Genomic DNA, 20,861 nt, shown 5'->3' with positions numbered 1-20,861 from the left:
TCATGGTCGACGGAACGGGAAGAACAACGCAATCGCAGGATGCCGAGCATACGGACGCTCATACGGACGTACATACGAACACACGCACGGACGCACAGGACTTCCCCCGATGGTTCGAAGGCTCCGAATACATGCACCGGGTGGCGCGCGCCATCGCGAAATACGGGCCGATCGCACGCACCACGCTCGCGCAGATGCTCGGATTGTCGCAAGGCGCGCTGTCGCGCATCACCAGCGACCTCATCCACGCCGGCGTCATCGAGGAACTGCCCGGCGACGCCGTCGCACGCGGCCCGCTGCCGCAGGGATTCACGCCGCGCGAAAGCACGGAGCGCCGCGGACGGCCGAAGACCGCATTGCGTCTGCGCGCGGACGCACGCACGTTCATCGGCGTCAAGGCGCAGGGCACGTCGGCGATCGCCGCGGTCGTCAACGCGCACGGCGAGGTCGTGTCGTCACGTCACGAACGCGCGTTCCCCGACCGTTCGCCGGAACAGGTGACGGCCGCGATCGCCACGCTCGTGCGGGAATGCCGCGACGACGTGGCCGGAACGCCACTGCCCCCGCCGACGGCGGTGGGCGTGGCGATCGGCGGCCACGTGCGCGGCGAACGCGACGTCACGTTCGCGCCGTTCCTGCGCTGGGACCATGACGTGCCGCTCGCCGCGATGCTGGAACGTGCGACGGGACTGCCGTGCAACGTGTACAACGACATCGATTCACTGCTCGTCGACGCGAGCTGGTTCGGCCCGGGCGTGGGATTGGAGGCGTTCGCCGTGCTCACGATCGGCGTGGGCGTCGGGTATTCGCTCGCGATGCACGGCGAGCCGGTCACGTATCCGGACAAGAGCTACGGGCTGCTCGGGCACGTGCTCGTCGACCCGGACGGGCCGCGATGCACCGCCGGACACGTCGGATGCGCGCAATGCCTGACCGACGATTCGATCACCGAACAGTATGCGCGGATGATCGGGCACGCGTGCACGTTCGACGATTTCGCGCGCGACGCGAAGGCCGGGCTGCCGCTCGCGTCGCGGCTCGCCGACCGCACATGCTTCCGGCTGGGCTCGCTGATCGCGACGATCGCGAACATCGCGATGCCGTCGAAGGTGATGATCGCCGGGGAATCGGCGTTCCTCGCGAACATCGGAATCGACGCGGTGCGCGACGGGATCCGCCGCTACCGGCACAGCCAGGCCGCGCCGGTCGAGTTCACCGTCGTCGAGCATGACTGGCAGCTGTGGGCGAAGGCGGCCGCGTCGCGCGTGATCGCACGGTACATCGGCTGACGCGGTCCGTTCACTGCCTCCCCGCTGGCGGGAGGTGGCGCGAAGCGCCGGAGGGTGGTGTTGGGCGTGTTCGTCACGACCACCAGCCGGGACCACCCCCACCCGGCTACGCCGGGAGCCCCCGCCAGCGGGGGCGACATTTTCCGATATCTGCCGGATTGGGCGCGCGCCTGCGGGAGCCCCCGCCAGCGGGGGCGGTGATATTGTCTCGCCTGCGGCGAGGCGGTTGTTCACTGCTGGACGGCAGTGAACAGGACGCTCTGGGCCGGGTGCAACGACGGCGGGCGCAGGCCGTAGGTGGCGAGCGCGCGGCCGGTCATGAGGACGCCGTCGGGCGTCCACCAGCCGAGCGGGGACTGGCCGTTGCCGATGCCGAGCGCCGCGAGGTCGAGGTCGAGGTGCAGCGGCTGCACGCGGTAGACGGCGTCCGGGTCGAGGCCGGGCAGACGGACCGGCGAGGCCGGGTAGGTCTGCGAGGTGATGAGCTGCGTGAAGCGGTAGAACGCGGCGGTCCGGTCGGGTTTGACCATGCCGTCGACGCGCACGGCCGGGTCGGGGGTGTCGGTGTGGACGCACGAATCCACGGCGAACCATGCGCGGTGGCGCTTGAATTCGGCGACCCATGCGGCGAGCTTGGCCACGTCGGCGTCCGACTCTTTGAGCAGGTTCCATTCGATGCCCATGTGCCCGTAGAACGCCATCGCCATGCGCAGTTCCTGACTGGTGGCGCGCTGCGTGGAGTGCGCGGGGCTCGCGCCCACGTGCTCGCCCATCATGCACGTCGGCACGAGCAGCGACGTGTAACGCTGGATGTCGGCGCGTTCGACCGGGTCGACGCAGTCGGACACCCAGATGCGGCTCGCGAGTTCGAGGATGCCGAGGTCGACGCGGCCGCCGCCAGACGAGCAGCTTTCGATCTCGAGCCCCGGGTGCGCGGCTTTGAGATCGCGGAAGATGCGGTAGACGGCGAGCGTCTGCGCGTGCACGGCCGGACGGCCGGTGCGCGGCGAGACGCCTTCGGTGACGAGCTTGTTGTGGTCCCACTTGATGTAGTCGATGCCAAGCTCTCCGACGAGCCGATCCATGCACCCGTAGATGTAGGCGTACGCCTCCGGGTTGGTCAGGTCGAGCACCTGCTGGGAGCGGCCCTGCATCGGCAGGCGTCCCTTGGCGGGCGCGAGCACCCAATCCGGGTGGGCGCGGTACGTGTCGGAATCGGGGTTGATCATCTCGGGTTCGAACCACAGGCCGAACTCCATCCCCTTGCCGTGCACGTAGTCGGCGAGCGCCTTGAGGCTCTTCGGCCCGTCGGGCCAGACCGCGGGCGAGATCTGCCAGTCGCCGAGTCCGGACGTGTCGTCGCGGCGGGAGCCGAACCATCCGTCGTCGACGACGAATCGTTCGACGCCGGTCGCGGCGGCCTTGTCGGAGAGCGCGGTCAACGTGTCGTAGTCGTGCTGGAAGTAGACGGCCTCCCACGTGTTGAGGATGACGGGGCGCGGCTTGGACGCGAGTTCGGGGTGGAGGTCGCGCAGGTACGTGTGGAAGCGTGCGGCGATCTGGTTGAGGCCGTCGCCGGTCGCGCCGTATACCCATGGCGTCGTGTACGCGGCGTCGCCGTGCAGCGTGACTTCGCCGCCGAACAGGATCTCGCCGCCGCCGATCACGCCGTCCGTGTACGGCTGGCGTTCGGCGGCGAGCACGCTGTTGCCGCTCCAGCCGACGTGTACGGCGTAGGCTTCGCCGTGTTCGAAGCCGAAGCCAGGCACGCCGGCGGTGAGCAGGAGGCTCGCGTCGAAGTCGGGGCGTCCGGCCATCGACACCTTTTCGAACCGGCCGACGGTGAGCGGTTGGCGCTGCGGGCTGCGTTCGCGCAGATGGTGGCCGGTGGTGGTGAGGATCTCGGTGGCGACGGCGGGCAGCGGGAAACCGAGTTCGACCTTGCCGATCTCCAACCCGTCGGCGGCGGCTTCGGTCGTGTCGGCGATGGTGGCGCGCTGGCGGATGAGACCGCCGTGCAGCAGTTCGACGGTCCAGACGAGACGTATGCCCTGTTCGGCGTCCGCGGCGGTGACGGTGACGACCGGGGTCTTGACGGTCACGGTCGGCGCGTTCACGCGTGCTTCGGACGGCGTGGATTCGGGGGCGTCGACGGCCTGCGTCACGTCGAGTGCGGGGCGCGCGTCGAGCGTCGTCGCGATGTCGGTGACGGTGAAGCGCGGGAACAGTTCGATGCCGCCGCGGCGTACTTCGAAACGCTTCTGGCCGATCCATGATTCGCTTTGCGTGGGCAGGATCGACGGCCACATGGTCTCGTCGAGAGCGCCGGACACGCGCTGTGGTTTGAGGGCGTCGACCTGGGAGAGCAGGGTTTCGGACGCGGCGACCGGCTTGCCCCAATGCACGAAGCGCGGCAGTTCGTCGCCGGGGAAGGCGAGCGCGAACGCGACGGCGGCGTCCGGGCGCGTGGCGGATTCGTGCGCGGTGCCGGACTGTTCGGCGTAGATGATGGTGATCGGGGTGCCGTCGGCGCCGGTTCCCGTGAATCGTTCGATACGCGTCATTGCTGCTCCTTGGGGTCTGTGGTTCCGATTCCCGATGGTAGGCCAATCGTCTTTCCTTGCCATCCCCCAGAGTGTTCCTTGCCGCTGGAAAGAAATTACGGTCCGGCGACTCGACGACTCAGCGTTTGGCGGCGAAGAAGGCGGCGAGGAGGGCGGCGCATTCGGATTCGCGCACGCCGCCGTGGACCTCCGGCTCGTGGCCGACGTGCGGGTCGCGGGGGATGTCCCAGATCGAACCGCACGCGCCGAGCTTCGCATCCCACGCGCCGAACACGATGGTCCCGATGCGCGTCTGGAGGCACGCGCCCGCGCACATCGGGCACGGCTCCAACGTGACGACGAGCGTGCAGTCGGCGAGATTCCAGTCGCCTCGGGATTCGGCCGCCTCGCGCATCGCGATGATCTCGGCGTGCGCGAGCGGATCGCCGTCCACCTCGCGGGTGTTGCATCCGCGGCCGATGACCGTGCCGGTCGCCGTGTCGATCACCAGCGCGCCGACCGGCACGTCGCCGGCGGCCGCCGCGCGTCGGGCCAGCGCGAGCGCCTCGCCCATCTCCTCGTCGTATCGCATGTCGCTCCCCTGTCAGATGCCGGAATCGGCATCGACCTGCATGACATAGACGTTGCGGCGGAGTTCGCGGGCCTGGGGGCGGGAGATGTCGCCGGCTTCGAGCATGTCCTGCACGATGCCGAGCTCGATCGCATAGCTCTGCTTCTTGATCTCGTCGGCCTGGCCGGCGGCGGCCGCGCTGCCCTCCATGTTCGGACGGGCTTTGAGCGAGGCTTCGGCGCGGCGGTAGTCGAGGATCAGCGCGGAGCAGAACTCCGTGTTGAACCGGTCGTGGCTCATCTCCTCGCCGAGCCTGCCGATCACGTGTTCGATGGCGTCGACCTGCAGCGTGCGCATGTGCGCGAAGATCTGGTCCTCGCTCACCAGCGGCGTGGTGCGGCGGATCTTGTTGACCGTGCGCTTGACGAGGTTCATGGTCCGGTGCTTCCAGCCGCGCAGGCGGCCGCCGAGCTGCCAGCCGATGCGCCCGGTCTCCGGTCCGGCGGTCGTGTGACGCAGCGTGTTCATGATCTGGTCAAGCATGCGTTCGCACACTTCCACGTTGAGCTCCTGTTCGGCCTTGTCCGCGCTCGGATGCGCCTTGAGGTCGGCGAGACGGTCGCGCACGAACTGCTTCTCCCAGTTGAGCGCCTGGATCTGCAGCTCCCCGTAGCCTTGCGGGTCGAGCTTGCCGAGACGGTGCTTGAGGCGGCTGATGCGCTTCGTGTACGAGTCGATGACCATGAGCACGGCACGGCGGTTGTCGGGCGTGATGCGGCTGGTGAGCTCCTCGACGGTGCGCCGCAGCACCTCGATGGTGATCTCGTTGAGTTCGGCGCCCGTGTCCTTGTTGCGGTTGGGGGCGAGCAGCGGCAGCAGGAAGTTGGCGAGCAGCAGCGTCACGACGATCACGCCGGAGGCGATGAAGATGAGCTCGTCGCGCATCGGGAACGGCTTGCCGCCGGACAGGTAGTACGGGATCGTGAACATCAGGGACAGCGTGATCGTGCCCTTCGCGCCGCCGAACGTCATCACCGCGGCGGAACGCCACCGTTCCGGCGTCATCCTGCGGCGTTTGCCGGTGGTCACGTCGCGTGCGAGGCGCAGCATGGCCGACACCCACACGAACCGCAACGCGATGACCACGCCGGTGACGAGCAGGATCACGCCGATGAGCAGCTTGTTGCTCACCCACGGGTCGGACCAGCTGGCGGTCATCGCGCCGGGCAGCAGCATGCCGAGCAGGATGAACACGGCGCCGTTGAGCGTGAACGACAGCACGCCCCACACGCTGGAGGCGACGATGTTCGTGCGCGCCACGTTCGGGCCGATGCCGGTGCGGTCGAAGCGGATGAGCAGGCCGGCGGCCACGACCGACAGGATGCCGGAGACGTGCACCTCCTCCGCACCGAGGTAGAGCAGGAACGGCAGGAACAGTTCCATGAGGATGCGCGTGGTCGTGGTCTCCCAGCCGAGCGAGCGCACCGTCTCGAACAGCCAGTTGACGAACAGTCCGACGACCATGCCGAACAGCGCGCCGCCGATGAACGAGACGGCGAAGTCGCCGGCCGCCTCGCCGACCGCGAACTCGCCGGTCACGGCCGCGGCGATCGCGAACTGGAAGCCGACGATGCCGGACGCGTCGTTGAACAACGATTCGCCTTTGAGCACGCCCCGCTGTCGCATCGTGAGCGACGCCTCCTTGCCGAGCGAACTGACGGCGACCGCGTCGGTGGGCCCGAGCGCGGCGCCGAGCGCGAGCGCGGCGGCCAGCGGCATCGCCGGCCAGATCGCGCTCAGCGTGAAGCCGACGGCCGCCATCGTCGCGATGGCGAGGCCGATGGCGAGCGACAGGCTGAGCTTCAACGTCTTGAGCAGCGCCGACTTGTCGATCTCATGCGCCTCCAGGTACAGCAGGGGCGCGATGAACAGCACCATGAACACTTCAGGGTTGAGTTCGACGCTGGGGAAGAACGGCAGGAGCGTCATCGCCGCGCCGAGCGCGATCTGCACGAGCGGCGTCGACACCTTGGGGATGAACCGGCTCAGGAACGAGGACGACACGACCGCCGCGATGATGCACAAAATCAGTTCGAGTACGTCCATGAACCTTCCGTCTCCTCCCGCCTTCTCTGCGCTGTCAAGAGTATAGAAAACGGGTTAGGAAATCGTTTCGCAGGGTATGGCTCAGCGCGAACACTCAGCGCGAACACTCAGCGCCGTCTCGTCGCCTTCATCGCGACGAACACGGAACGCACGAGCAGGACACCCAGGTACACGGTGAACATGATCGCGCCGGCGCGCGGCGTGACGGCCGCCGCCATCCACGTGCCGAGCGGCGCGGTGAGCGCGGCGACGACGCCGATGATCACCGCCGCCTTCACGTGCACCATGCGGCGGCGCACGTTCGCGACGGACGTGGTGATCGCGTTCGGGAACATGGCGAGCAGCGACGTGCCGCGCGCGATCAGGTCGCTCGCGCCGAACAGGATCGACAATGCGGGCACGCAGATCGCGCCGCCGCCGATGCCGAGCAGGCCGGCGAGCACGCCCGCGATCACGCCGAACGCGATGAGGCCGATCACCGTGCCGACGCTCATCACGATGCGCGAGTCGCGCGACGGATTCGACATGGCCTGATTGACCATCACGAACAGGAGGAACACGACGAACGCCCACCGGAGCACGAGCTCCGGGAGCTTGGACAGCAGCCACGAACCGATCTGGCCGCCGACGAACATGCCGCAGAACACGATGAGCGCGGCGATCCAGTCCACGTCGCCTTCGAACGCGTAGGAGGCGACGCCGGAGACGGCGGTGGGCACGATCGCCATCATCGACGTGGCGGCCGCGTGGCGCTGCGTGAGTCCCAGCCACACGAGCGCCGGCACGATGACGGTGCCGCCGCCGATGCCGAACAGGCCCGACAGGATGCCGACGAGCACGCCCACCACGGCCATGACGGCGAGTCCGCGCGGGGATTCGTCGAGATGGTTCTCGTCGATGGCGGCGGGGGCGGAGGGCCGCTTGGCGGCGGACTTGGCCGGTTCGGCGATACGGGTGTCGGAGGTCGTGGTGTCGGTTGCTGCGTTCATACCGTCACTCTAGGCACGGCAGGCACGGCCGCGCCGGCCGGTTTCCACTTGTTGTACGGGGTTAGCGCCTCAGAGTCACAGCACGCCGGAGGTGATGTCGTGGCCGAGGAGCCATTCGCGCAGGTCGGCGAGCTCTTCGAGACTCACGTTGTGGTCGAGCGCACGGTAGCTTTTCGTGGTGAGCCACGTGCGCTCGTTGAGCCACGCCTGCGCGGCGAACAATTCGTACTTCGGCACGACCTCGTCGTTCTTGCCGTACGTGTAGAACACGGGGATGTTGTAGCGTTCGATGAGCCCGTCGGCGGGCGCGGTGCCGGGCACGAGCCCCGGCGCGATGTATCCGGACAGGGAGATGACGGCCCGGTACCGTTTCGGGTTGACGCGCAGCAGGTGGATCGCGAGCAGACCGCCCTGCGCGAATCCGAGCGGCACGACCTCGCGTTCGTCCGGCAGGTTGTTCGTCACCCACCGGTCGATCGACACGGCCATCTCGTAGGCGGCGCGGTCGAGGTCCTCGCCGAACGGCACCTGCTCGCCGAACCAGGCGAACGCGCCGGGCGAGTACGCGTCGCCGGCGGCGAGACGGATCGGGCCGCGCAGGCTCGCGAAATCGTTGTACGGCGCGATCTGGCGCATCAGGTCGGCGAGTTCCGCCTCGTTCGACCCCCAGCCGTGCAGGCACAGGAACAGCGGATGCGTGGGGTGCGTCGCGCCCCCTCCGCGCGAATACCGTGCGATGTTCAAGTCGACCGTCATGATGATTTCGCCTCGCTGCCTGACGTGCTCGTTGCCGTGCCGCCGGACGTGCCGTCCGACTCCACGGTGGCGAGCGTACCACCCCATTCGCGTTGGAGCGCGGTCATGTTCTCTTTGCTGCCGAACGCGAGCCACCGGCCGGTGCCGAGCGTGCGCCAGTCGCCCTGCGCGCGCGCATCGTCGGCGTGCTCGTCGAGCAGTTCGGTGATCTTCGCCGTGACGGCGCCGTTGTACGAATCCGCGACGATGTCCGAATCGAACGTGATGTAGGCGACGCGCGTATCGGTGCAGACGGCCGCGCTGTCGACGCCCGGATAGCCTCCCACGTTGAGATCCGTCCAGCCGGACGTGCATGTTCCGACGACGCGTTCGATGCCGAACTTCATGCCGTCGGCGCTGCCGGACGGCGCCTCGTCGCGCACGGCCGGACGGATCAGACCGAGCGGGAACAGCACGCCGACGACCACGCCGAGCGCGAGCAGCAGCACGGCGAGGACGAACGTGATGATGCCGCCCGACGCGACGCCGCGACGGCTGACGCGGCGCGGCGTGGTCGCGCGGGCGACGATGACGAGAACGAGCGTGACGGCGATGAGCGCGGCGCCGGCGATCGCGATGAGTCTGCCGGACACCTTGCCGTCCGGGTCGAGGTAGGCGGGGGCGAGCTCGTGCGCGGCGGACAGGCCGGCGAGCGCGACGGCGACGAGACCGGCGAGCAGCGCGGCCAGGGCGACGCGGCGGCTCACCTTGCCGGGACGGTCGCCGACACGGTAGGTGGCCTCATGCGCGCGTCCGATGCGCGTGCCGGGCGGCATCGGGACGGGGGGAATCTCGGATTGCGATTGCGGCGCCGCGGACGCCCGCGCACGTTGCTGCCGTGACTGCGCCCGTGATTGCGCCCGTGATTGCCGACGGTCGCGCCGACTGCGCGGCTCGTCGTCCCTCCCCTCGAAGAAGTCGTATTCCTCAGCCTTCATGATGTTCCCCTTCGTGCCGACTGCCTTGTACCGCTACCACCTTGCTACCGGGCGTCCATCGCCCGCTTCGCCCAGTCTACCGCGCCGCGGCATCATTCCCGGGCAAAGGAAAACCCCGGTGGCGGGAACCACCGGGGCCAGAGAAAGGAGAGAGAAGAAGAAAGGTTCAGTTGTCGGGGCTTGCGCTCCACGTCAGCTTTCGTTGACAGTTCATAGATAACCACGCGAGTCTGGGTTTCCCGATGTGTTTCCCTGTGAGCTTGCTGGGAATCGCTCCCGCAGCATCGTTGTTTCCGCGTGTTTTGGGTGGGCGCTAGGCTTGTGGGCGGTATCACATTCGTCCTATTCGCCGTGAGGAGCTGTCATGCTGCTGTCCGACCGCGACATTCTGGCCGCGCAGGCCGATGGGCATATCTCGCTCGACCCGTGGACCCCGGAGATGGTCCAGCCCGCCTCGATCGACGTGAGGCTCGACCGGTTCTTCCGCCTGTTCAACAACCACGCCTACACCTATGTCGACCCGTCCGAGAACCAGGGCGCGCTCACCGAGGAGTTCGCCGTCGACCCGGACGAGCCGTGGATCCTGCATCCGGGAGAGTTCGCGCTCGGCGCCACGTGGGAGTACGTCAAGCTCGACGCGACGATCGCCGCGCGCCTGGAGGGCAAGAGCTCGCTGGGCCGCCTCGGCATCCTCACCCATTCGACCGCCGGATTCATCGATCCGGGCTTCGAGGGGCATATCACGTTGGAGCTGTCGAACGTATCGACGCTGCCGGTGAAGCTGTGGCCGGGCATGAAGATCGGTCAGATGTGCTTCTTCCAGCTAAGCTCCCCCGCCGAGCATCCGTATGGTTCCGCGGGCGTCGGCTCGCACTATCAGGGCCAGCGCGGCCCGACGCCGAGCCGCTCCTACGAGCATTTCTACCGCGCGCACATCGACGACTGAGCGCGTCGTCCCGCACGCGCGTCCCGCGGCGCCGATGCCGGCGCGTGCGGGACGTGCGGCGGGTCCGGTGCCGTGCGTGACGTGCGGTTCCGGCGTGTGTGCGACGTGCGGTCCGATCGCGATGATGCGTGGCCGGATGATCGCGACGTGACGGGCGATGACGGCCGTCGTTACTATGAATGAAGAGCGATAGCGATGCGAGACAGATACGGGATTGAGGAGACGCGATGACCGATCCGAGCGGTGAATTCCAATTCGACTTTCAGAAAAAGGCGGTGGCGCAGCAGCCGGCCCAGCCGGTCGCGCCGGCGACGCCGGTAGTGCCGTCCACGCCTCAGATGCAACCGGTCTCGCAACCGGTCACGCAACCGGTCGCACCGGTCCTTCAACCGGTCGCACCGGTCTCGACGCAGCCGACGATGGCACCAGTACAGCCCGTGCAGCAGCCGATGCAGTATGCGCAGCCCGTCGGACAGTCCGCCCAGCCGACGCAGCCCGTGCAGTTCACACAGCAGCCGCAGCCTATGCAGTTCGCACAGCCGGGTCAATATGCGCAACCCGTACAGCCCCAGCCGACGCAGGTCCCGCAGTTCACACAGCCCGTCCAGTATGCGCAGCCGGTACAGCAGCCCGTGCAGCAGCCCGTGCAGCAGCCGACCCAATTCGCGCAGACCGACCAGCCGGGATTCGCCGAACCGGCGCATACGCCGCGTCACGGTCGTCATTCGGCGCCCGCGTCGCCCATCGCCGACGCACCTTCGGTCGGGGAATCCACGCAGGCGTTCGACCCGCTGGCGGAGTTCGACCAGCCCGCGACACCCCAGCCGACGCAGCCGGTGCAGCAGCCGGCCCAGCCCATCGCACAGCCGGTCATGCAGCAGTCCATCGGCCAGCCGGTCATGCAGCAGCCTGTGCAGACCATGCCGACGATGCAGCCGACGCAGCCGGTGCAGCCGGTGCAGATGGCACAACCCGCACAGTCATTCGCACAGCCGACGCAGGCGTTCACACAACCGGTGATGCAGCAGTCTGCCCCGCAGACGCAGCCCGTCGACCAGCCGACGCAGGCGTTCAATCCGTTGCAGCCGGCGCAGGCGATGCCGTCGGCAGGCGAGACCGAGGTGCTCGGCGATCAGGCGACGATGGCGTTCCCCGCGGCGCAGCCGTACGGCCAGCCGCAGCCGCTCGCCGGCACCGAAGCCACGACGGCCATGGGCGCGGCCACGACCGCCGATCCGACCGAGGCGGCCACGCAGGTGTTCACGCCGGAGATGATGGAGCAGGCCGAGCAGGAGGCGCGCACGGCGCAATCCTCGCCGACGGCGATGCCTCCCGCCATCGAACCGGACGATGACGACGAAGACGAGAACGATGACGAGGATGACGACGGCAAGGAGTCGAAGGGCCGTCGCAGCGGACGGAAACTCTCGAACGGCAAGATCGTCGGCATCGTCGTCGCCGTGATCGCCGTGATCGCGCTGATCGCCGGCGGCGTGGCGTTCTACCACGCGAACATCGGCAAGATCCTGTACGCCTCGTGCACGAGCGCACAGGACAAGGCCAACGACGAACTGAAGACCCTCCAAAGCAAGGTGACCACGGCGCAGCAGACCGTCGCGAACACGAACAGCAGCCAGGTGGCGGACGCGAACACGCTCACCACGCTCAACCAGGCGATCGCCGACGCGCAGAACGTCAAGACGGACGCCACCTGCTCGGCGGACATGTCCAAGGACGATCTGAAGTCGAACACGCAGAAGTTCAAGGACACGCGCAAGCAGGCGAAGGAACTGGAGTCGAAGATCGACGACGCGGAGAAGGCTGTGAGCGACAGCAAGGGATCGCAGACCTCGAACGCGCTGAAGTCGGACCTCAACAGTTCGATCGCGAACGCGCAGAGCCTGCTCAACAACTCCGCCGGACAGGTGGCCGACGAAAGCACGCGCAGCTCGCTGCAGAGCGCCATCAGCAACGCGAACAACGTGGCCGGACAGTCGAATCCGTCCGAATCGGACGTGAACAACGCGAAGTCGCAGCTGGAAAAGGCGATGTCCGACGTGAACGCGTCGATGTCCGCCAAACAGCAGGCCGACGCCCAGGCGCAGCAGCAGGCCCAGCAGCAACAGAACCAGCGGCAGCCGCAGAACCAGAACAACTCCGGATCGTCCTCCGGCACCAGCGGCGGCACCGGCAGTGATTCCGGAACCGGTTCGGACGCCGGCAGCGGCAGTGGTGATTCCGACGCCACCGTCGGCGGCTCGAACTGACCGGATTCCCACCGGCTTGTAGTCATCCGTCCACAAAAGGGAGGAAATCCCGCTCTTCGCATTGTGGCGTGTAGGGACCGGATTGGACGGGAGGCACGCTCCCGCCACCATCCGTGGCGCGTGGCGGCCGGTTCCCGAGCTGGGCACCTTCCCTTCAACCCGTATTCGCCCGTTTTCCGGGTTGAGTGGGAGAATCAGGGTTCCCCTCAACCCGTATTCGCCCGTTTTCCGGGTTGAGTGGGAGGACGACACGCCACCCAACGCCGTAACCGGCCGGATCACGGTTGAGTGGCGAAACCGCACGAACCTGAAATCCTTGGAAAATAGCGGTTTTACACGAACACGGCATACACAGGCCATGTCCCGCCCCGGATCCGCGTGCTCCCCCAACCTGCAAACCCGCCTCCGCAAGGTTGAGGGACAGCGCAATTCTCGCCCTCAACCGAAAAACAGGCCTCCACTCAGTTAAGGGAGAGTCAAGAGGGCTTCGAGGTGCGGGCACGCATCCGTACCGGAGTCGACAACCAGCAATTCAATCGACTCCGGTACGGACTCACCGGAAAGGTTTCCGTCATCACCGGGAAGAAGACGTTCTTCGCCTATTACCGGGACAAGATCCTTCATCCCTGATGATTCCGACCTGTACCGTCACACTCAGCGCTTGGCCGTCGCGCGCAATACGCACTTGCGCAGTTCGGAGGCGATGAGGACGAAGGCGGCGAGGCCGATGCATTCGAGCCAGGCCAGCGGGCTCAGCGGCGTGGTGCCGAACGCGGTGTTGAGGAACGGCACGTAGATCACGACGAGCTGCAGCAGGATGGACAGGCCGATCGCGCCCCACAGCCACTTGTTCGAGAACAGGCCGACGAACACGCTCTGCAGGTGGGAGCGCGAGGCGAGCGCGTTGAACAGCTGCGCGAACACGAGGATCGTGAAGCCCATCGTGCGCGCCTCGACCATCTGCGCCTCATGGCCGAGCGCGTCCACCGAACGGTCGGTGAACAGGCCGCCGGCCAAGTGCATGTCCATGCCAATCAGCGTGACGGCCGCCATGATGATGCCGACGAAGATGATGTCGCCCCACATCGAGGCGTCGATCACACGGTCGGTGATGCGCCGCGGTCTGCGGTTCATCACGTCCTCGGTCTGCGGGTCGACGCCCATCGCGAGCGCGGGCGCCGCATCGGTGAGCAGGTTGATCCACAGCAGCTGCGTGGCGAGCAGCGGCACGGTCACGCCGGTGGATTCGGGCTGCGTGATGCCGAGGAATCCGGCGAGCACGACGCCGAAGAACACGGTGAACACCTCGCCCACGTTGGAGCTCAGCAGGTAGCGCAGGAACTTGCGGATGTTGTCGAAGATCACGCGGCCTTCGCGCACGGCGGCCACGATGGTGGAGAAGTTGTCGTCGGCGAGGATCATCTTCGCGCTCTGCTTGGTGACCTCGGTGCCGGTGATGCCCATCGCGACGCCGATGTCGGCGGTCTTGACGGCCGGGGCGTCGTTGACGCCGTCGCCGGTCATCGCGACGATGTTGCCCTGCCGTTGCAGCGATTCGACGATCTTCAGCTTGTGTTCGGGCGCGACGCGCGCGTACACGGACACTTCGGATGTGGCCTTGTCGAACGCGGCCTTGTCGTCGCCGAGCGCGTCGAGTTGGTCGCCGGTGAGCGCCTTGCCGCCCTTTTCGATGATGCCGAGGTCGGAGGCGATGCGCGCGGCGGTCAGCGGGTGGTCGCCGGTGATCATGACGGCGCGGATGCCGGCGCGATGCGCCTCGGCCACCGAGTCGCGCACTTCGGTGCGCGGCGGGTCGATGATGCCGACCATACCGTTCCAGATGAGATCGGTCTCGATCGCGTCCGCCTGGTCGGCGATGTCCGCGACCTGTCCGGCCGCGTTCGCGCGCACGCCGTCCACTTCGGACAGGTTCGCTGTGCCGAGCGGACGGTACGCCTCGCCGAGCGTGCGGTACGCCTCGCCGGAGAGCCGTTCGACGGTCGCGAGGATCGTCTGCCGGTCGCCTTCCGTCAACGGGCGCACCTGCCCGCCGACCGCGATGCGCGAGCAGTACGAGAGCAGCACGTCGGGCGCGCCCTTCGCGAACACGGTGAGCTTGCCGCCTTCCGTCGCGTCCTTCGCGATCACGGACATGCGTTTGCGCTCGGACGTGAACGGCACTTCGGCGACGCGCGCGAACTGGCCGTAGCCCTTCATCGCGCCGGTCTTGCGCGCGGCGACGATGAGCGACACCTCGGTCGGGTCGCCGACGACCTCCCATCGCCCGTTCTCCTCGCGCAGGTCGCCGTCGTTCGCGATCGTGCCGGCGGCGAGCGTGGCGAGCGCCTCGGCCTTGAGCGACGGGTCACCGGAGAGCGGAGAGCCGTCGGCGGCCGTCATCTTGCCTTCCGGCGTGTAGCCGGTGCCGGTGAGGTGCACTTCGCCGCTGGGCGTGACGATGCGTTCGACGGTCATCTCGTTGCGCGTCAACGTGCCGGTCTTGTCCGAGCAGATCACGGACGCGGAGCCCAACGTCTCGACGGAATGGAGTTTCTTCACGATCGCGTTGTGCGCGGCCATGCGCTGCACGCCGAGCGCGAGCACGACGGTGAGGATCGCGGCGAGGCCTTCCGGCACGGCGGCGACGGCGAGCGACACGGCGAGCAGCAGCGAGTCGATGACGTCGTGGATGTCGTGGAAGCCTTCGAGGAACGCGAGCGCGGCGAGCACGACCACGGCGATGATGACCACGGCTAGCCCCAGGATCTTGGAGACGTAGTCCATCTCCTTCTGCAGCGGGGTCTGCTCGTCCTCGGTGGCGGAGAGCATGTCGGCGATCTTGCCGACCTGCGTGGCCATGCCGGTGCCGGTGACGACGGCGCGGCCGGTGCCCTGCGTGACGGACGTGCCGTTGAAGATCATGTTCGTGCGGTCGCCGAGCGCCTTGGCCTCGTGCAGCGTGTCCGGCTTCTTGCCGACGGGCACGGATTCGCCGGTGAGCGACGCTTCGGCGATGCGCAGGCTCGCCGCGGTGATGAGACGGCCGTCCGCAGAGACTGAGTCGCCTTCCGCGAGCACGATGATGTCGCCGGGGACGACGTCGACGGTGTTGATACGCACGACCTTGCCGTCGCGCAGCACGGATGTGGTGGGGGCCGTCATGCCGGCGAGCGCTTCGACCGCGGCCTCCGCCTTCGCCTCCTGGATGTAGCCGAGCACGGCGTTGACGATGAGGATGAGCACGATGACGATCGCGTCGAACGGCAGCGCCTCGCCGCCTTCCGCGCCTGGCACGGCGTTCGCCTTCTCGATGAACCACGCGATCACGGAGATGACGGTGGCGGCGAGCAGCAGGTAGACGAGCGGATCCTTGAACTGGGCGAGGAACTTCTTCCACTTCGGCACGGGCGGCGCCCCGGCCAGCTCGTTCGGGCCGAACCGCTCCAATCGGCGTGCGGCCTCGGCCGAGCTCAGGCCGACGTTCGGGTCGACGTCGAGCGCTTCGGCGACGGCGAGCGCATCGGTCAGGCTCGGATCGACGTCGTTCGGCAACCCCTGCCGGGTGGGCGCGTCCTCGATCGTTGCGGACGCGGCGGATTGATCCTTCGTGCGATCAACCATGATGGTCTCCTTGGTATAGCCGCGGAGTAGTCAACACACGAACGCCGGTTGTCTCTCCGACGGACCGCGTGCTGCGCGGTTATGGGCGCCGACGCGACTGCCGCCGACGCATGTGGCCCCATTATTCCACACGATTTCGCCCGCCGGCATAAACATGCCGGCGGGCGTTGCCTACCGCGTGTCGCTCCGCGACCACCCTCAGTCTCGCTGCGCTCGACAGCTCCCGCCAGCGGGAGCGGGGTTAATGAGCCCAGACCGCCGCGTCGGGGTCGAAGTCGGGGTTGTAGCCGTCGTCGGGGTCGTTGTAGGTGTACTCGTCGTCGACGACGCCGGAATCGGCCTCCTCGAGGAGGGTGTCGATGTCCTTCTTGTCGAGCATCTGGCCGGGCAGGACGTTCTTGATGTAGCTGGTCACCGCCTCGCTCATCGGCACGTCGTGGCCCGCCTTCTCGGCGAGGAACCAACGGTGGGTGAGCACCTCGTGGAAGAACTGGGCCGGCTCGATCTGCGAACGGTATTCGCGCGGGATCGAACGCACGGTCGGCTCGAACACCTCGCGCATCCAGTCGGTGGCGACGATCTCCAGATCCTCGCCCTCGCGCCACGTGGAGGCACGGTAGGCGTCGAGGTCGTTGAGCAGGCGACGCGCCTGGTTCTCCTGCACGTCGAGGCCGGTGAGACGCAGCAGCTTGCGGTTCGCGTAGCCGGCGTCCACGACGCGCGGGCGCACGAGCACGCGCTTGCCGTCCTCGTCGGTCTTCATCTCCAACTCGTCCACGTCGAAGCCGAGCTCGTTGAGCTTGTTGACGCGCTTCTCGATCTTCCACATCTCGTCCGGACCGAACTTGTCGGTGTCGGTCAGCGCGCTCCACAGCGAGTGGTAGCGCTCGACCAGACGGTTGCCGACCTCGATCTCGTCCACGTCGCTGGGCAGCAGCTGGCCGGAGCTCAGATCCATCAGTTCGCCGATGATGTTCGTGCGCGCCAGATCGATGTCGTACTCGCGCTGGCCTTCGGTGAGGTTCACCTGCAGGTCGCCGGTCTCGGCGTCCACGAGGAACGCGGAGAACGCGTCGGCGTCACGCAGGAACAGCACGTTCGACAGGGACACGTCACCCCAGTAGAAGCCGGCCAGATGCAGGCGCACGAGCAGCACGGCCAGCGCGTCGATGAGACGCTCGGCCGTGTCCGGGCGCAGGTTGCGGGCGAACAGGGCGCGGTACGGCAGCGAGAACTTGAGATGCTTCGTCACGAGGATCGCCTCGAGCGGCTCGCCCTCCTTGTTGTGGCGGCCCGTCACCACGGCGACCGGGCGCACGGACGGCAATTCGAGCTTCTGCAGACGTCGCAGGATCTCGTATTCGCGCTCGGCCATCTGGCGCGTGATCTCCTTCATCGCGTACACCTCGTCGCCGACGTGCACGAAACGCACCACGTGGCGGGAGATGCCGCGCGGCAGATTGGCGAGCAGGTCCTCCGGCCAGGTGGCGAGCGGCTTGTGCCACGGCAGGGTGAACATCTTCGGGTTCGAGCTCGCCGCCGTGATGTTCAGGGCCCGGGGCTCCGCGTTGCCGGGGGTCTCGGCCTCGGCGACGACGCTCGTCGCCTTCGCCGCGCGCGGATCCAGTTTCGACAGATTCATCGATGCTTGCATCGTTCCGTATGCTTCCTTGCTGGCTGTGTCTTGATGTTGTTACGTCTGTTTGCTGTGACGCGTCCGTCGCCGTCGCGCGTGCTCCCCTCCGCACCCGCGCGACGGCACGACGGACATGCCCGCGCCTACTTGGCCGCCTCGCCGGCCTTGCGGCGCGCGTTCGCGACCGCATACAGGCTGATGCCCGCCGCCACGGACGCGTTGAGCGATTCGACCTGGCTGGAGATCGGGATGCCGGCGACCGCGTCGCACGCCTCGCGCACGAGACGGCTCACGCCCTTGCCTTCCGAACCGAGCACGACGACCAGCGGGTCCGTCTCGAATCCGGTCTCGCCGACGAGGCTGCTGCCGCCGCCGTCGAGCGCGACCGCGTAGTAGCCGCGTTCCTTCAGGCTTTCGATCGCCTTCGTCAGGTTGACGACGCGGCACACCGGCAGGTGCGCGGCCGCGCCGGCCGACACCTTCCACGCGGCGGCGTTCACCGACGCGGAACGACGCTCCGGCAGGATCACGCCGTTCGCGCCGAACGCGGCGGCGGAACGGATGACCGCGCCGAGGTTCTGCGGGTCGGTCACGCCGTCGAGCGCGATGAACAGCGGACGTGCGGCGATGCGCGCGGCCTCCGAGTTCGCGGCCTCCATCGCGCGGGCCTTCTTGTCCGCGCGGTCGGCCAGCTCGGCGAGCGAGGAGTACTGGTACGGATCCACCTTGAGGATCACGCCCTGATGGTTGCCGGAGCGGGCGATGCGGTCCATCTCCAGACGGTCCGCCTCCATCATGTGCAGGCCGCGGACGCCGGCGAGCTTGACGATCTCGCGCGTGCGGTCGTCGTGCTCGATGCGCGAGGCGACGTACAGCGTGTTGCTGGGCACGCCCACGCGCAGCGCCTCGAGCACCGAATTGCGGCCGAACACCAGATCGGAGGTGTCGTTCGTCGAGAACTTGTCGGCGCGACGGCGGGCCGCGAGACGCGGATCGGCCATCTGGCGGCGCATCGCCGCGTTCTTCATCTTGTATGCCTTGTGGTATTCGCGGTTCTCGGCCTTCGGCGTCGGTCCCTTGCCGCGAAGCGCGTTCCTGTGCTTGCCACCCGACCCCTTGGTCGGTCCTTTCTTAGTAACCATAAGGGTCATTGTCCCAGCACCCCGCCCCAACGCCCGCCGCCACAGGCGAAATCACCCCGAACCCGTCACGGTTGCGGGGCCCGCCCACGGTCTTGCGCCCTTCCACCATGTCACCCGGCCGCTCGGATGTAGCGGCGCCCACGGGTTTTGCCCTCCGCCAAGAGCACACCATTCCCGACCAGCGCATTGAGCCATTTGCGTATCGTGCGCGCATCGGCGCCGGTGTCCTCCACCAGCTGAGGGACAGTCACCACGCCGGTTGCGTCGAGTCGCCGCGTCATCGCAACGTATATCGGATTATCCTGCATGGCGGCCTGCACACCGGACGCGGCATGTTTGAATGGAACGCCGGGCTTGGCCGCGGTCACCTTCGGTGCAACGGAATCCGATCGGGTCGGAACCGTCGCGGTGAACACGTCGCCATCCGTGAATTCGGGGTCTTTGCCCGTGTAAAGACGCGATGCCTTGACGAGGGCGCGCAATCCGCTGCCGAGCGTCTCGGCGAGACCGGTCTGCACGAATACGTCGGCGATGATGGGGTTCTTCGGCATCGGCGTGAATTCCCCCAGCCGCATACGCCCTTCGAAGAACGCACGTGACGCGTTGATGGTACGAATCGACTCGTTGTCCATCACGATACGAGCCATGACCGGACTGGAATACTCACGATGCATCAGGCTGTTGGCCACGAGTTCCCGGGCGATCAGATCACGCGGACTGGTCCGTTTATCGCCATCCAGCACGAACCGATCAGGCAGATGATCACGTACGAATGAGGCAAGACGCTCATACGCGTCGAACAGGTTCGTGCGGACCATCAACCGGTCGTCGTATCGGTCCACATCCTCACGGCGTACGATCGCATCGGTGACGTATGCAGGGCAAATCGAGGAAATCACCTCGTCCTTGCCGAGCAGCAATACCGCCGCAAGATTGAATCCCTCCTCACCGGTCGTATAGTCACGGTCATAGAGCTTGGCACTGCGGAACATCTCATCGTCCGACATCACCCCCCACGGATGCCCGGCACGCTGGGCGACGGCCATGTTTCGCATCCGCGCGGTGAGATCGGCACGCAGGTCGAATGGTGTGACGTAACGGAAGATACGGCGCTCGGAATAGTAGTTCTGCTTGCGGAGGTACATCTGTCCGATCTGGATGTCGCCGTCGATGCGCACATCGGCATCTGCCACACGGTCGTACACCACGCCTTTGAACCGGACGACCGATGAGCTGGGAGCGACCCATACGCGGACCACGGTCCGCCCGTCGCATTCGATGCGTTCCGTCTCCACCGTCGGGGCAGGCACGAACAACTTCCGGTTCACAGCCACGTTCGCGATGTTCCGTTCAATCTCCACGGCCCGTTCCGAGGCGACGCCGATGATGTCCCCCTCATCCGTGACACCGAGATAGATGTCGCCGCCCATCCGATTCGAGAACGAACACACCGTTTCGAATGTATCCGCATGCGGGATGTCGCCGCATCGCTTGAACTCCACGGTCGCCGATTCGCCACCTCGTATCGCATGCAGCAATTCATCCGGCGTCATAGTATGCTCCGATCTCCGTATGCTCGGTGTAATCACCATTTCGTCAATGCACTAATTGAGTGCCATTCTTTCATCAATTCAACCATTTGTACAGCAATTGATGCACAAATGCATACATTCATGCATTCATGAACAACCATGGCCCGCACCGCACAGCCAGCCGCGCAAGAAAACCCGGGAATCGGCCCTTTCGTCCGGGAATATGTGCACTGAGTCGAGCTGAGTGCAAGAAATCCCGGAGCAAGCGGCAGTTTTCCGGGATAATTTGCGCTGGGAAGTGGTCAGTGCAATCAATCCCGGAGCAAGCGGAGGATTCCCGGGATAATTTGCGCCTCGGCGCGGGAACGGTCCGGGCACCTCCGTCCGCGACGTATGCGACCGGGGCGCTTGCTGCGTCTCGACACGGGAACGGCCCGGACGAACCCGTCTCATCCCGTGAACGCGCCTCACACGTCCCCATGAACG

The 20,861-nt window shown here is 66.9% G+C and carries 13 protein-coding genes and 1 pseudogene; 4 read left to right on the top strand and 10 right to left on the bottom strand.

From position 1 onward, the window contains the following. Positions 1–131 precede the first annotated feature (131 nt). Complete coding sequence (locus Uis4E_RS05400) at positions 132–1,289, top strand: ROK family transcriptional regulator (protein ID WP_243394355.1); 1,158 nt, start codon at positions 132–134, stop codon at positions 1,287–1,289. Between the two features lie 230 nt (positions 1,290–1,519). Here the strand turns inward: Uis4E_RS05400 and Uis4E_RS05395 are convergent, their stop codons facing one another. The 6 genes from Uis4E_RS05395 to Uis4E_RS05370 all read right to left on the bottom strand — a co-directional run bounded on the left by Uis4E_RS05395 (position 1,520) and on the right by Uis4E_RS05370 (position 9,231). Further along, positions 1,520–3,853, bottom strand: coding sequence for an alpha-galactosidase (locus Uis4E_RS05395; RefSeq protein ID WP_101622190.1), 2,334 nt, complete (start codon positions 3,851–3,853; stop codon positions 1,520–1,522). A 118-nt stretch (positions 3,854–3,971) separates the two neighbouring features. Further along, positions 3,972–4,424: a nucleoside deaminase gene (locus Uis4E_RS05390; RefSeq protein WP_101622189.1), complete on the bottom strand. Its 453-nt coding sequence runs from the start codon at positions 4,422–4,424 to the stop codon at positions 3,972–3,974. A 12-nt stretch (positions 4,425–4,436) separates the two neighbouring features. Next, positions 4,437–6,509 carry a Na+/H+ antiporter gene (locus Uis4E_RS05385; protein ID WP_101622188.1) on the bottom strand — a complete coding sequence of 691 codons (2,073 nt, stop codon included), beginning with the start codon at positions 6,507–6,509 and terminating at the stop codon, positions 4,437–4,439. A gap of 107 nt (positions 6,510–6,616) precedes the next feature. Next, a complete protein-coding gene (locus tag Uis4E_RS05380) occupies positions 6,617–7,498 on the bottom strand; it encodes a sulfite exporter TauE/SafE family protein (protein WP_101622187.1) in 882 nt (293 codons plus the stop codon). Between the two features lie 75 nt (positions 7,499–7,573). Continuing rightward, the gene (locus Uis4E_RS05375; RefSeq protein ID WP_101622186.1) at positions 7,574–8,254 is read right to left on the bottom strand and encodes an alpha/beta hydrolase; all 681 of its coding nucleotides are present in this window, start codon (positions 8,252–8,254) and stop codon (positions 7,574–7,576) included. Further along, positions 8,251–9,231 (bottom strand): hypothetical protein, encoded by a 981-nt coding sequence (locus Uis4E_RS05370; RefSeq protein WP_133125402.1) that lies wholly within the window; start codon positions 9,229–9,231, stop codon positions 8,251–8,253. Before Uis4E_RS05370 ends, Uis4E_RS05375 begins: the two co-directional genes overlap by 4 nt. Positions 9,232–9,595: 364 nt before the next feature. Between Uis4E_RS05370 and dcd the strand changes: the two genes are divergently transcribed. The 3 genes and pseudogenes from dcd to Uis4E_RS12465 form a co-directional block, all read left to right on the top strand. After that, positions 9,596–10,177: a dCTP deaminase gene (gene dcd / locus Uis4E_RS05365; protein WP_034525725.1), complete on the top strand. Its 582-nt coding sequence runs from the start codon at positions 9,596–9,598 to the stop codon at positions 10,175–10,177. Positions 10,178–10,404: 227 nt separating this feature from the next. Beyond that, a complete protein-coding gene (locus tag Uis4E_RS05360) occupies positions 10,405–12,444 on the top strand; it encodes a hypothetical protein (RefSeq protein WP_133125401.1) in 2,040 nt (679 codons plus the stop codon). Between the two features lie 483 nt (positions 12,445–12,927). Continuing rightward, positions 12,928–13,074 (top strand): annotated as a pseudogene (locus Uis4E_RS12465) (hypothetical protein); the annotation flags it as partial. 24 nt (positions 13,075–13,098) lie between these two features. On the opposite strand, the gene Uis4E_RS05355 reads toward Uis4E_RS12465, so the two are convergent. The 4 genes from Uis4E_RS05355 to Uis4E_RS05340 form a co-directional block, all read right to left on the bottom strand. Next, positions 13,099–16,065, bottom strand: coding sequence for a cation-translocating P-type ATPase (locus Uis4E_RS05355; protein WP_101622183.1), 2,967 nt, complete (start codon positions 16,063–16,065; stop codon positions 13,099–13,101). A 241-nt stretch (positions 16,066–16,306) separates the two neighbouring features. Beyond that, positions 16,307–17,719 carry a DUF4032 domain-containing protein gene (locus Uis4E_RS05350; RefSeq protein WP_101622182.1) on the bottom strand — a complete coding sequence of 471 codons (1,413 nt, stop codon included), beginning with the start codon at positions 17,717–17,719 and terminating at the stop codon, positions 16,307–16,309. A 125-nt stretch (positions 17,720–17,844) separates the two neighbouring features. Further along, a complete protein-coding gene (gene rlmB / locus Uis4E_RS05345) occupies positions 17,845–18,843 on the bottom strand; it encodes a 23S rRNA (guanosine(2251)-2'-O)-methyltransferase RlmB (protein WP_101622181.1) in 999 nt (332 codons plus the stop codon). 110 nt (positions 18,844–18,953) lie between these two features. Beyond that, the gene (locus tag Uis4E_RS05340; RefSeq protein WP_101622180.1) at positions 18,954–20,396 is read right to left on the bottom strand and encodes an RNA-binding domain-containing protein; all 1,443 of its coding nucleotides are present in this window, start codon (positions 20,394–20,396) and stop codon (positions 18,954–18,956) included. Positions 20,397–20,861 lie beyond the last annotated feature (465 nt).

The organism is Bifidobacterium parmae, assembly GCF_002860365.1.
In the GTDB taxonomy this organism is placed as follows: domain Bacteria; phylum Actinomycetota; class Actinomycetes; order Actinomycetales; family Bifidobacteriaceae; genus Bifidobacterium; species Bifidobacterium parmae.
This window is presented reverse-complemented; position numbering and strand designations above follow the sequence as displayed.

Coding starts and splice junctions, on each gene's coding strand:
- Uis4E_RS05350 (WP_101622182.1), bottom strand. CDS start 17,719: ATGCAAGCATCGATGAATCTGTCGAAACTGGATCCGCGCGCGGCGAAG.
- Uis4E_RS05380 (WP_101622187.1), bottom strand. CDS start 7,498: ATGAACGCAGCAACCGACACCACGACCTCCGACACCCGTATCGCCGAA.
- rlmB (WP_101622181.1), bottom strand. CDS start 18,843: ATGGTTACTAAGAAAGGACCGACCAAGGGGTCGGGTGGCAAGCACAGG.
- Uis4E_RS05375 (WP_101622186.1), bottom strand. CDS start 8,254: ATGACGGTCGACTTGAACATCGCACGGTATTCGCGCGGAGGGGGCGCG.
- Uis4E_RS05395 (WP_101622190.1), bottom strand. CDS start 3,853: ATGACGCGTATCGAACGATTCACGGGAACCGGCGCCGACGGCACCCCG.
- Uis4E_RS05400 (WP_243394355.1), top strand. CDS start 132: ATGCACCGGGTGGCGCGCGCCATCGCGAAATACGGGCCGATCGCACGC.
- Uis4E_RS05390 (WP_101622189.1), bottom strand. CDS start 4,424: ATGCGATACGACGAGGAGATGGGCGAGGCGCTCGCGCTGGCCCGACGC.
- dcd (WP_034525725.1), top strand. CDS start 9,596: ATGCTGCTGTCCGACCGCGACATTCTGGCCGCGCAGGCCGATGGGCAT.
- Uis4E_RS05385 (WP_101622188.1), bottom strand. CDS start 6,509: ATGGACGTACTCGAACTGATTTTGTGCATCATCGCGGCGGTCGTGTCG.
- Uis4E_RS05360 (WP_133125401.1), top strand. CDS start 10,405: ATGACCGATCCGAGCGGTGAATTCCAATTCGACTTTCAGAAAAAGGCG.
- Uis4E_RS05340 (WP_101622180.1), bottom strand. CDS start 20,396: ATGACGCCGGATGAATTGCTGCATGCGATACGAGGTGGCGAATCGGCG.
- Uis4E_RS05355 (WP_101622183.1), bottom strand. CDS start 16,065: ATGGTTGATCGCACGAAGGATCAATCCGCCGCGTCCGCAACGATCGAG.
- Uis4E_RS05370 (WP_133125402.1), bottom strand. CDS start 9,231: ATGAAGGCTGAGGAATACGACTTCTTCGAGGGGAGGGACGACGAGCCG.